Consider the following 12,300-nt stretch of genomic DNA (forward strand, 5'->3'; position numbering starts at 1 on the left):
ATTTTGGAATAGATATATCTATATTATTTGTGCATTTTATCATTAGCGCAAAGAAACCAGACTTTGTTTCCAAAGTCCGGCTTCCTGACAGTTGATCCTAAATTGAATTGTCTTTGCTTTAATGATTCTTGATATACCGTATAAAATCCACGATCACCTTTTTATTGTAATCGTATTTTGTGATCAGGGAAAAGTGAAATTCCGGCAGTTCATGGATCCGTCTATACACGATCCCTGTCCCTGCGATCCGTTCCGTCACCTTTTTTGGAAGCACGGATATACTGCTGCTCTGCTTCACAATGGTCCAAATGGCACTGATCCACACCCCGTATGCCCTGATCTTAGGTGTTATATCCCGTTTCTGGAACTCTTCCAGGATAAAGTTTTTAAAAAAGGGTTCATCCCGCTCCGAGATCAGGACCAGCTCCTGGTTCCCCAGCTGTTCCAGGGTCACGGTATCCCTCATGGCAAGGGGATGGTTTTCATTCATCACAGCCACCATCTCATCCTTTACAAGGGGATACTTATTATACTTATCCGTGGATACCAGCTTGCTGAACATCATACATGCATCCACCCGGTCCGTGTCCAAAAGCTCCATCCCATGCTGGGAATTGATCTCTTTAATGTTTACATTCACACCGGGGTTATCCTTAATGTACAGGGAAATGCCGTTCATCATTCCATAATAGGAGAGAAACGAGATGGCTGCAATGCGAAGCAGACTCCGGCCATCCGTGTACCCGGCCAGGGCCTCTTTCATCATCTCATATTCATTGGAAATATGGACTGCATACGGCAGAATCGCCTTTCCGGCTTCTGTCAGCTCAATGGTCCGGGGATGCCTTATGAACAATTCCATATCAAGTTTTGTCTCCAGGCTCTTGATCCGTTTTGACAGGGATGACTGGGACAGGTAGAGCTCCTCTGCCGCCGTTGAAAAGTTCATATACTTTGACAGGGCTGTAAAATAGTAAAATAAAGATAAATCCAATGTTCTCTCCTTCTTAAAACAGCTGCCATATCAACTATTACATTTGCCATAGATCTTCTTAAATGCTGATGGGGTCATTCCCTCACTTAATTTAAAATACTTCTCAAAGCTTTTTAAGCTGCTGAAACCGCATGTTCCGGCCACCACCTCAAGGCTGTGGGGCGTAAGGCCCAGCAGTACCTTAGAATACCCCACCCGGTACTGGATCAGCAGTTCCCTGAAGCTTATATTATAATAAAGCTTTATGATCCGCTGAAGCTGCCGGGTGGAATAATTGAGTTCGTCCGCAACTGACTGGAGAGTCAGCTCCCTTGTAAAGTTTTTGCCAATATAATCATTGATCTGAATAGCCTTATTGACAAAATCAACCTCCCTGGCAGCGTCCTCCTCTAATCTCTTCCTGTTATTTCCAAATGCCTGAAGGGTACAGATAAAAAGATTGCCCAGGTGGTTCTTCAGTTTGGAGTACTCCCCAACTGTCCCTTCCCCGATCCCTTCACAGATATCGTCAATTATCCTGATACAGCTTCCCTTGTCTTCCGTCACCCCAAAACGGCTGGACATAAGGGTTTTAACAAGCTCCTGCTCCTCCCTGATCCATTGGGGCGCGATCTGGCTGTCCTGCAAGGCGTAGGTAAGTTCAAATGACATTGTCAGGCATTCCACCGGTATATCCGGATAGATCTTCAGCTTATGGCGGATATTGCCTCCCATATACAGGATCTCATGTTCCCTGACTGTGACGATGTCCGTACCGATCCCTACCTTAATCTCACCGGACAGCACATATATGATCTCACTGAATTCATGGGAATGATAGAAATGGACATCCGTCTGGTTGTAATAAGAAATATTGTTGACATGCAGATCAACCCCCAGCAGAGAAACCCTGGCGGAAAAGCCTTTGATACGCCGCAATAACTGATAATCCACCCCGCACCACCCTCTTCCTTATCCCAGCATATATATCATTTATTTTACCAAAAGCTGGAACAAGAAGCAAGTCTCATCCTGGCATAAGGAGCACTGCCTTAATTACTTTTCCGCTCAGGGAATCCGTAAATGCTTTGTTGATCTCCTCAAAGGGGTAGGTACGGATCAATCGGTCCACAGGATACCTCCCCTCCCTGTAATACCTGAGCAATTCAGGTATAAACAGGTCCGGGATCCCGTTTCCTTCCGACACGCCGTACACGGTCCTGTTGGCCATATCCCTTCCTGTGTTTACATTGATCTCACAATTAGCTGCAAAGGCTGTCCTTCCGCTGTACGCAGCGGAAAGAAGGGCCATCCTGGCAAATTCCGGCACGCCTGTGGTATCAATGGCAAAGCCGCAGCCCTGCCCGGTGATGTTCTTGATCCTATCCATGATGCGTGGGTTTGTCCTTCTGTTTATTGTGTGGGTTGCCCCCAGTTCCCTTGCAAGTCCCAGGCTTTCATCATTTCCTCCCACAGCTATGATGATCCTGCATCCCGCGATCCTGGCCGCCATCACTGCGCTCATTCCCACCGTACCGCAGCCAAATACAGCCAGGCTGTCCCCAAACCCCGGCTTCATCTGGTTTAATACGATCCCTGCTCCTGTCTGCACCCCGCATCCCATGGGCGCTATGACGGAAAAGGGGATGTCCCTGTCCTCTACCAGTACTGCGCTGCTTTCATGGACAACCGCATATTGGGCAAAGGAAGACTGGGCGAAAAAATGTGATATCTTCTTCCCGTTCCTGGACAGCCTGTGTGTTCCGTCCCGCATCCCACCTCCAAAATTAATCTTTACCATGTGGGTACATCCATAGGGCCGGGAATGCCTGCATTCCTCACAGGACCCGCAGGTGCCATAGGTCAGCCCCACATGATCACCTGGCTTTACCTTCCTGACTCCCCTTCCTGTTTTTATTACAATACCGGCGCCCTCATGTCCCAGCACTGCCGGAAAACCAAGAGGATACCTGCCTCTGACAGCACCGCTGTCCGTATGGCAGATTCCTGCCGCCCTGATCTCAACCAGGATCTCCCCTTCCCCGGGTTCCTGAAGTTCTACCTCCTCTATGGAAAATTCCTCATTCAATCCATTGGTGACCGCTGCCCTGATCTGCATATGTTTGCCCCCTTTTCCTCTCCCTGTTCCATTACCACACGGTGTACCCGCCATCCACTGTAATGTCGGTCCCTGTCATATAGGAGGACAGACCGCCTGCCAGGAATGCCACCACCCCCATAATCTCATCTAAGCTTCCAAAACGCCTCATGGGAATCATCCTGGCAGCCTCGTCCATGATCGCGCGGTCCCACCCATCGTGGAGCCCTGACAGGATAATGCCCGGGCTGATGGAATTTACCCGTATTCCGTATTCCACATAATCCATTGCCATGGATTTGGCCAGATGCCTGACTGCCGCTTTTGTGGCCGGGTATCCGGGGGCGTACCTGGCCCCTGTCTCCGGTTTTTTATTGATAATAGCTCCAGACATGGAGGAAGTAAAAATAATGCTTCCTCCATGCCCGTCCCGTTTCATAACATTTGCTCCATATCTTCCGGTGAGAAGCATTCCTGTCAGATTGATCCCAATGATCTTATTCCAGTCTTCCATGGAAATATCAGAACCCCTGTTAACACCGCCCGCAATACCCGCATTGCTGAACAGGATATCCAGTGTGCCAAACTCCCTTACAGCATCCTCCATGAACGTATCCACCGACTCCTCATCCGCCACATCACCGGTGAGGGGAACTGCTTTTATTCCAAACTTAGTTTCCAGATACCCGGCATATCCTGTAAGCTGCGTCAGCCGGGATGAAATATCCATCAGCGCCACATCCGCCCCCAATTCCGCAAAGGCATGGGCACAGCTTCGTCCAATCCCTCCTGCAGCCCCTGTCACAAGGGCCTTTTTCCCCTTTAGCCCAAACATGTCCCTGACACTCCCCAGCTGTTCCATTTTCAACGAATTATAATCCATTAAGTAACCTCCTCCTGTAAATCTCCTTCTGTTTTCAGTTAACCCCATTATATCCGCACTTAACTTTTACCATAAAGTTCATCTTGCGACATCTTTGTCAAAGTTGTGGCATTATTTGAACTACTAATCCTCCTGTCATTGTTCTACATTAAATTCAGATTGACTTTAAGGAGGTGACAAAATGTCAGAATGCAGATTTATGCATGTGGGCATGACAGTCAGTGATCTTCAGCAGACCGAGGCGTTCTATACACGGTATTTTGGTTTCAAACAGACTCTGGACAGCTGCTTTAAGCCGGAATTTTTTGCAGCCTATGAATCCCTGTATCATCTTCCCAATGGCACGGGATGCCGCTTTGGCTTCCTGGAAGCGCCGGACGGAACTGTCATTGAGCTCTTCCAGTTCAGCGTCCAGGTTCCATGCGAGGCAGCTGTTTGGAACAAGCCCGGCTATCACCATATCTGCCTGAGGGTACCTGATATAAAAGAGATCTGCCAACGCATGGAAGAGGAAGGCGTGGAGTTCTTTTTTAAACCGTCTGAGCGCGGAAAAAAGGGAGAAGACAAGTACTGGGTATTCTTAAAGGATCCTGACGGAAACATGATCGAACTTCAGCAGAATTAGGAGGTAACCTATGAATGACAGGAACGAAGTGGACAGGCTTAAAGATCTGGCCTGTGAAATGAGGAAAAAGCTGCTGTACCTGTGCGGTCACTATGAAGGCAGCGTTCATATTGGAGGCGACCTTTCCATGGCAGACCTTCTGGTCGGTCTTTTTCACCACGGACTCCATGTGGACCCGGAAAACATTTCCATGGAGGACAGGGACCGGTTTATCCTGTCCAAAGGCCACGGAGCCGTATGTATGTATATTGCCATGGCTATGAGAGGATTTTTTGATTATGATGAGATACTCTCCACCTACGGGAAACTGGACAGCGCATTCGGAATGCATCCCTGCAAGGTCCAGCTGCCGGGCGTGGAATGCTCCACAGGTTCTCTGGGGCACGGACTGTCCATGGCCGTGGGAATGGCCCTTTCCGCCAGGTATAAAAAACAGGGACACCGCGTTTTCTGCATGCTGGGAGATGGTGAGACCACCGAGGGATCCGTATGGGAAGCCGCCCTTACCGCCCCTTCCTACAAGCTGGGAAACCTGATTGCCCTGATTGACAGAAATAAACAGTTTATGACCACGTTTTCCGAGAAACCTATGATCCTGGAGCCATATGGGGATAAATGGAAATCCTTTGGCTGGAATGTGAAAGAGATTGACGGACATGATATGGCGCAGATTATAAATGCCCTTGACAGCCTGCCCTCCTGTGATTCGCATGTGCCCACTGCTATTGTATGCCACACAGTCAAAGGAAAGGGCGTATCTTTTATGGAGCGCAACATTGGCTGGCATGCAGGTTCCCTTTCCCTGGAGGATATGGAACAGGCCATTGCCCAGGTAGATGCTGCGCGATGCAGGGAAAGGAGTGTGACATCATGAGTAAAACCACCAACTTCAGCCTTCGTCTATCCGGTAGAAGCGTGATTGGGGACACGCTCCACGAAATCGGAGCAGCGGACAGCCGGCTTTTTGTGTGCACTCCGGATATTGGCGGTGCATTAAAGTCTTTCCGTGACGATTTCCCGGAGCGGTATATTGACACCGGCATCACGGAACAGAATGTCATTGGCCTGGCTGCCGGACTGGCCCTGGAAGGCAATATTCCCGTGGTCATGGGAATGATCCCATTCCTGTCCATGAGAGCCTGCGAACAGGTGAGGACCGATGTGTGCTACCAGAATCTGCCTGTGCGCATCATTGGGACAGGGGGAGGCCTTACCTCTGGCGGCGGCTCCACCCATAACGCCATGGAGGACATCTCCATCATGAAAACCTTTGTGAATATGACCGTGCTCTCCATCGGCGACCCCAACCTGATACGTGACGCGCTGTATATTGGAATGGAATACCCGGGTCCCATGTATATCCGCCTGGCACAGGGTAAATCTGACACTGTCATCTATGAAAAGGGCAGCGTATCCCTGTCCATAGGAAAGGGAATCGTGGCAAGGGACGGCCGGGATCTGACCATCTTTGTCCACGGCGAACTGATCGTGGATGCATTGTCCGCTGCCCGGATGCTGGAAGAACAGGGAATCCAGGCCCGTGTGGTGGATATGGTATCCATCAAACCCCTGGATGACGAACTGGTCCTACGGTGCATCAAAGAAACCCAAAATATCCTGGTCCTGGAGGACCATCTTATGTACGGAGGACTGGCAAGTTCCATCGCCGACCTGATCTGCGACCGTCAGGTCTTTCCCAGACAATTCAGACGGATGGGAATCCCCCAGGTCTATGCCGGTTTCGGAAGCGGCCCCCAGCTGCGGGAAAAATATCATTACGACAGCCGGTCATGCTTTCAGGCCGCCTTGGAAATGGTTAAAGGGCCGGACGGAGCAAATTAGCTGCCGCCTGACCCCTGGAGTATATTAACCCCTGGAGGATGTTAATGCATCTCGCCCTTCCGCCCATACCTGCCCTCAATCTCCTGCTGGGATCTGCCGCCGGCCTCCAGCATATTTTCCAGGATCTCTTCCTTTGTCCTGCCTGCGGTGTCCCTGCCCGCAGGTATGACATAGTTGCATTCATTGTCATCCATAAAACGGGCGGCTTCCAGAAGGCGCCTTTCATCCTCCCTGGGGATGGCCAGGAATCCATGCTTATCTGCATGGATCAGTTGTCCCGGAAGCACAGGGCAGCCAAATACTTCCACTTCACAGTTCCATCTTACCGGTATGCTGTGGGCATGGCCCACACACATGCGCCGGGCAATGGCCTTAAACCCCGCGTTCATCATCTCATCCACATCCCGGACCGCACCGTCCGTAATGGTTCCCACGCATCCAAGGGCACGGTGGGCATTGCTGCTGACTTCTCCCCAAAAGGAGCCGTAAGTCTCAGGCTTATCCAGGTCCTGAAGCACCACAATCTTGGGACCCGGTATGCCGGCCACATATTCCCTGTATTCTTTCCATGCAGTCTCATTCTTCTTATGGTCCTTGTTGGAAGGCTCAAACTGCAGGGTGACCGCATATCCTACCATAGGCCCCATATAAGGCATGAAGTCCGTCACCGCTTCTTTGTTAAAATGTCTGGTAATATCATGGTTTGTAATCTGCTCCCATCCATTGTAGATCGTTGGCGTATTCCATCGTTTCAGCTTTAACAGCTCGCTGATCTCCAGTCTGTCACCATTACTGCCGCCCATATCTTATACCTCCTGCATGCGTTCTTCCTGTATGAAATGATTTCAGGATGCTATCCCTATTATACCACTCCCAGACCCTTGGCTACAATCGAAATAAAATCCTGAACATTGGTGACGATTGTGGTTGCAGACAGACTTCCCCTGTCCAGCAGCTTATTTACCACGAATTCATCCGCGTCCACCGTATATAGGTAAACAGGACGTATTGTCCCATCCGGCATGACCCTGAAGGACGGGGTCATATTGCCTGTGGCAATGGTATGGAGCATGGTAGCCAGACATACCACACAGGTGGATCTGCGCACCAGGCCCCGCATGGCTCCCTGCCCCTCATATGCGTCCCCTATGACCTCCGGAAGGGGACCGTCATCCCTGATGGATCCAGTGAGTACAATAGGTACATTATTTTTTACACAACTGAATATAATTCCGTTGTCAATGTGGTAGTCTTCAATAAATTTCGGTATGGAACCGCTGCGCCTTACCTTGTTGATCACATCCAGATGGTTATAATGTCCGTTGGGCTGTGATACCTGGGTATAAATATCCTGCCCAAGTGCCGTGTGGAGCAGTGCCCCTTCCAGATCATGGGTAGCCAGGGCATTGCCTGCCATCAGGCCATGGGCATAACCATGTTCCACCAATGCCTGCATGGCAGCCCGTGCATCATGGTCAAAGGAAAATGCCGGCCCCATAACCCAAAGGATATTGCCGTGTTCCCTCTCATACTTAAGCAGCTCAAATAAATTGTCGTAATCCCTTGCATAGGATGTCTCCCTGCTTCTCCCCTGGCGGAATACAAACTGGTCATTTGTCTTTTCCCCTTCCGCCGCAAAGCCGTTGCAGTGCATGTAGATTCCTTCCTCACAATTTTCACTGCGCCCCAGGATAACCTTGTCACCCCTTTTCAGGTTTCTGTTCTCCACCACTTCCAGATGTCCGTCATCACAGATCACCACGCTGGAATCCATACGGCTCTCCTCTGCCAACACCCACGTTCCATTTATCTTAAAATACTCCGGGTACATAGATGTACTGTGGAAATAATCCGGCGCAACTCCATCCTGATCCACCGCTTGGTATGCCGCATCCGGCGCCTGCATAAACTTTGGAAGGCTGAAGTCCGGATGATGGTATTCCGGTATTACAAATGCCATGTTTGTTCCTCTCTTTCCTGGTTCTGTTTTTTTGCTTAATAGTAGCCTTCCTGCGTCCATCTGGCAAGTGGAAGGTCATTGGCCCATGTGTTTTTTCCCAATTCTGTTTGGATCCGCACAGCTGATTCTGCCGCCTGACGGATGATCTCCCTTTCATCCGCTGTTTTTAGTTCATGATCCTCCACTACTAACCTGCCGTCAACCATAACTGATTCCACTTCACTTCCCCGCGCTGCATAAACCAGGTTGGGTATGAGATTTCGGACCGGGGCTTCCATAATTGGATTTAACTGAGGTGCGCTCAAATCAATGACTATAAGATCCGCCAGCTTTCCTTCCTTTAATGATCCTACCTGATCTCCAAGGCAAAGCGCCTGGGCAGCTTCAATGGTAGCCATGCGCAGCACCTTCCAGGCCGGCATTACGGTTGGGTCTTCGTTTTTAAATTTATGTAATAGAGATGCCACCTTCATCTCATTTAACATAATATTACAGTTATTGCCCGGTGCCTGGTCCGTTCCAAATCCCACGCGTCCTCCACATGCTGAAAATCTCTGTCCCTTAGGCAGTTCTCCGTCAATAATACACAGGCTGTTGCAGCAGAACGCAAAGGCAGCGCCTGACTTTGCCACGCGCTCCACTTCCTCGTCCGTGGCATAGGTCATATGGGCAACCAGGAGACGGTCATCTAAATATCCCAGTTTTTCCAGCAGATCAGTGGGCCTCATTCCCGATCGCATCAGAACCTGGTTGTTTTCCTTGGGGCTCTGGGAAAGGTGGGTAAAAAAATTCACCCCGTACTTATCGCCCAGCGCCTTGATCTCCTCCAGCATCTCCGTGGTGCACATATCCGGAGCATGAGGGCCGAACCGGCATTGGATCCGTCCATTCTGGCTCTCATGATATTGCTCTATAAGCTGAATATTATCCCTCAGCTTCTTTTCCCCAATGGACGGATCCAGAGGATAAGGAACCGTCACATCGATCTGGGAAGTATCCGGGGGCAATTGGTTGATCATACTGCTGACCACTGCCCTTGTTCCAAGTTTAATATGGTTCTTCACCAACTCTGTCATGGGGTAATAAAAGTCTCCAAAGGTAGTGGTTCCTGTTTTAAGAGCCTCTACGATATTAACCATGGAACCTCTGCGGATATCTTCGGTTCCTGCCTGACCAAGAAGCGGCAGTATTCCCTTAAACATCCAGTCTTTCCCCGGCAGGTCCTGTGCACAGCCGCGGAAAATAGTATCTCCCGTATGCATATGTACATCTACAAATCCCGGGAGAACGGCTTTGCCGGAAGCATCAATCTCCCTGTGGGCGCTGTACTGCCTGCGTATCACGCTGCTTTCTCCCACTGCGGCAATCTTATTGTCTTTGATCCCCACTGCACCGTGATTAATCACACCTGTTCCAGGACCTTCCATGGTCACCACATACGCGCTGTGGATCAGATAGTCCAGTGTCATTTTCACACCTCTTTCCCTATTATATTATTATAGTACCCTTAGTTTACTTAAAACCTAAATATGCTTCCTGGATTCTCGGATCATCCAACAGCGCCTGCCCTTCCCCTTCCATTTGAATCTTTCCCACATTCAGGACATAACCCCGATGGGCTGTCTCCAAGGCTAACTGGGCGTTCTGTTCCACTATGATCATGGTGGTTCCATATTTCTTGTTGATCTGTATAAATTTTTCAAACATCTCATCAATGATAATGGGTGCCAGCCCAAGGGACGGCTCGTCCAGCATCATCAGTTTAGGGGACGCCATCATAGCCCGCCCCACTGCCAGCATTTGCTGCTCTCCCCCTGATAGGGTTCCTCCCATCTGTTTTTCCCTTTCCTTAAGTCTTGGAAAAAGACTGTAGACCTCCTCCAGACGCTCAGGAATCACGGAACGCTGCCTGACTGCATATGCTCCTACCATTAGATTGTCACGCACTGTCAGATTCACAAATATCTTTCTTCCCTCCGGAACCAGGCTGATCCCCTTTTCCACAAACTGATGGGACTTGGATGGAAGCGGCTGTCCTTGGAAGGCAATGGTTCCTGAACGGTAATCCTTATCACCGGCCAGGGTCTTAAGCAGGGTGGACTTTCCCGCTCCATTTGCTCCAATAATGGCAACCATCTCCCCCTGGAATATCTCCAGTGAAATACCATGGATCGCCTGTATGCCTCCATAGAAAACTTCCAGATTTTCTACCTTTACCATACTCTGCTTATTTTCCATTTCTCTTCCTCCTTTCTCCCAGATAAGCCTTGATCACATCCGGGTTCTTCTGGATCTCATCAGGAGTGCCGGATGCAAGCATGGTGCCCAAGTTAAGCACATTGATGTTCTGGCATACCTCCATTACCACCTCCAGATGATGCTCAATCAGCACAATGGTCAATCCATCATTGTTCTGATGCAGGTCCTTTAGAAAAGAGACCAGTTCTATGCTCTCATTGGTGTTCATCCCAGCGGCCGGCTCGTCTAAAAACAGAAGCTTTGGCTTTGTGGCCAGTGCGCGGGCAATTTCCAGTTTTCTCTGCAATCCGTAGGGCAGAGCTCCCGCCTCATAGTCTTTGTATTCCAGGATTCCCACTTTATCCAGATATTCCAGACTGAGCCGTTTAATCTCACGGTCCCTTTTTACCACATGGGGAAGACGGAGCATGGCTGAAAGCGCATTGTAAGATGGATAGCTGTCCAGCCCTATGGCTACATTTTCAGCCGCTGTCATCTTTGGATAGATCCGTATATTCTGAAATGTACGTGCAATCCCCATATGGGCGATCTTATCCGCACGGATCCCGTTCAGCCTCTGTCCCTCAAAATACACATCCCCTGCCGTGGGCTGAACCACTCCGGTGATAGCGTTAAATACCGTTGTCTTACCGGCACCATTGGGACCGATCAGGCCCCTGAACTCTCCCTGTTCCACCCGGATAGATACATTCTGGACCGCCTTGACTCCGCCAAAGTGGACAGACAGGTTTAATAATTCCAACTGCGCCATAACTTACCCCTCCTTTGAACCGGAAGCCCGGCTTCCCTTCATTTTACCAACGGCCTTCTTAATGAGACGGACCAGCGGCTGATATATTTCCTTATACCCCAACAAGCCCTCAGGGCGCACGCGCATAATAATAACCAGCACCAGGCCATAAATTGCCAGACGCCAGTTGGATAAAAACCGCAGCACCTCTGGGGTGAAGGTCAGGATTGCGGTTCCCAGGGACGGACCGGTAACTGAGCTGACTCCTCCCAGGACAACGGATGTAAGCAGGTTATTGGACACGGTTGCATTAAATACATTGGGCACCATGTATGTATAATAGTGGGCCATCATACCGCCTCCCACACCGCAGAAAAAGGCACTGTACATCAAAGATTTGATCTTTTCATGGAAAATATTAACGCCGATCAGCTCTGATGCGTCCTGATGATCCCTGATGGCCAGCGCGATCCTGCCATGCTGGGACCGGGCATAATTAATGGTCAGCACAATGGACACCAATGCAAGTCCCACCGCCCATGGCAGGGTTGTATAAGGCATGATGCCGGACATTCCCCTGGCTCCGCCAAAATAGGGGTGAGATATGTTGCTCATAATAATTCTCACCGCTTCCCCAAATCCCAGGGTGGCTATAGCAAAGCAATCCGCACTCATCTTTCCCCGCAGGGTCGGTATGCCGATTACCAGGCTCAACAGGGCAGCCACACCCCCTCCTGCAAGCAGGGCGATTAAAAATGGTACACTGTAATATTTGGTCAAAATTGCGGAAGCATATGCTCCCAGGCACATAAAACAGGCGTGTCCCATGGAAAACAGGGGGTATCGGTTAATACCGACTTTTAACCCCTAACATGATAGGAAGAGACAATCCCAGAGAATTCGGGCCTTTTCTAAGGCAAAATTCTCTAC

General features: G+C 49.8%; 13 protein-coding genes. 3 read left to right on the plus strand and 10 right to left on the minus strand.

Annotation, left to right across the window (positions count from 1 at the left end; genetic code table 11):
* Positions 1-118: 118 nt before the first annotated feature.
* The 4 genes from ABID13_RS25225 to ABID13_RS25240 all read right to left on the minus strand — a co-directional run bounded on the left by ABID13_RS25225 (position 119) and on the right by ABID13_RS25240 (position 3,954).
* Positions 119-994, minus strand: a complete 876-nt coding sequence (locus ABID13_RS25225) for a LysR family transcriptional regulator (protein WP_045091597.1) — start codon at positions 992-994, stop codon at positions 119-121.
* A 30-nt stretch (positions 995-1,024) separates the two neighbouring features.
* Positions 1,025-1,927, minus strand: a complete 903-nt coding sequence (locus ABID13_RS25230) for a helix-turn-helix domain-containing protein (protein WP_048929205.1) — start codon at positions 1,925-1,927, stop codon at positions 1,025-1,027.
* Between the two features lie 73 nt (positions 1,928-2,000).
* The gene (locus ABID13_RS25235; RefSeq protein WP_048929206.1) at positions 2,001-3,092 is read right to left on the minus strand and encodes an NAD(P)-dependent alcohol dehydrogenase; all 1,092 of its coding nucleotides are present in this window, start codon (positions 3,090-3,092) and stop codon (positions 2,001-2,003) included.
* A 31-nt stretch (positions 3,093-3,123) separates the two neighbouring features.
* A complete protein-coding gene (locus ABID13_RS25240; protein ID WP_048929207.1) occupies positions 3,124-3,954 on the minus strand; it encodes an SDR family NAD(P)-dependent oxidoreductase in 831 nt (276 codons plus the stop codon).
* 181 nt (positions 3,955-4,135) lie between these two features.
* Between ABID13_RS25240 and ABID13_RS25245 the strand changes: the two genes are divergently transcribed.
* Genes ABID13_RS25245 through ABID13_RS25255 form a run of 3 tightly spaced genes read left to right on the plus strand, consistent with a single transcriptional unit; the run spans position 4,136 to position 6,421 of the window.
* Entirely contained in the window at positions 4,136-4,579 is a 444-nt protein-coding gene (locus tag ABID13_RS25245) for a VOC family protein (RefSeq protein WP_048929208.1), read from the plus strand.
* Between the two features lie 10 nt (positions 4,580-4,589).
* Positions 4,590-5,453, plus strand: coding sequence for a transketolase (locus ABID13_RS25250; protein ID WP_048929209.1), 864 nt, complete (start codon positions 4,590-4,592; stop codon positions 5,451-5,453).
* Positions 5,450-6,421 carry a transketolase family protein gene (locus ABID13_RS25255; RefSeq protein WP_048929210.1) on the plus strand — a complete coding sequence of 324 codons (972 nt, stop codon included), beginning with the start codon at positions 5,450-5,452 and terminating at the stop codon, positions 6,419-6,421. The genes ABID13_RS25250 and ABID13_RS25255 overlap by 4 nt, the downstream gene beginning before the upstream one ends.
* A 41-nt stretch (positions 6,422-6,462) precedes the next feature.
* Here the strand turns inward: ABID13_RS25255 and ABID13_RS25260 are convergent, their stop codons facing one another.
* Genes ABID13_RS25260 through ABID13_RS25285 form a run of 6 tightly spaced genes read right to left on the minus strand, consistent with a single transcriptional unit; the run spans position 6,463 to position 12,198 of the window.
* Positions 6,463-7,224 (minus strand): RraA family protein, encoded by a 762-nt coding sequence (locus ABID13_RS25260; protein WP_048929211.1) that lies wholly within the window; start codon positions 7,222-7,224, stop codon positions 6,463-6,465.
* A gap of 59 nt (positions 7,225-7,283) precedes the next feature.
* Positions 7,284-8,381, minus strand: a complete 1,098-nt coding sequence (locus ABID13_RS25265) for a putative NPN-dependent ornithine cyclodeaminase (protein WP_007862517.1) — start codon at positions 8,379-8,381, stop codon at positions 7,284-7,286.
* Positions 8,382-8,416: 35 nt separating this feature from the next.
* Positions 8,417-9,850 (minus strand): amidohydrolase family protein, encoded by a 1,434-nt coding sequence (locus tag ABID13_RS25270; RefSeq protein ID WP_007862519.1) that lies wholly within the window; start codon positions 9,848-9,850, stop codon positions 8,417-8,419.
* A 43-nt stretch (positions 9,851-9,893) separates the two neighbouring features.
* On the minus strand, positions 9,894-10,619 hold the full coding sequence (locus ABID13_RS25275; protein WP_048929212.1) for an ABC transporter ATP-binding protein: 726 nt from the start codon (positions 10,617-10,619) through the stop codon (positions 9,894-9,896).
* Complete coding sequence (locus ABID13_RS25280; protein ID WP_007862523.1) at positions 10,609-11,391, minus strand: ABC transporter ATP-binding protein; 783 nt, start codon at positions 11,389-11,391, stop codon at positions 10,609-10,611. Before ABID13_RS25280 ends, ABID13_RS25275 begins: the two co-directional genes overlap by 11 nt.
* 3 nt (positions 11,392-11,394) lie before the next feature.
* Positions 11,395-12,198, minus strand: a complete 804-nt coding sequence (locus ABID13_RS25285) for a branched-chain amino acid ABC transporter permease (RefSeq protein ID WP_276325529.1) — start codon at positions 12,196-12,198, stop codon at positions 11,395-11,397.
* Positions 12,199-12,300 lie beyond the last annotated feature (102 nt).

Source organism: Enterocloster citroniae, from assembly GCF_040545455.1.
GTDB lineage: Bacteria > Bacillota > Clostridia > Lachnospirales > Lachnospiraceae > Enterocloster > Enterocloster citroniae.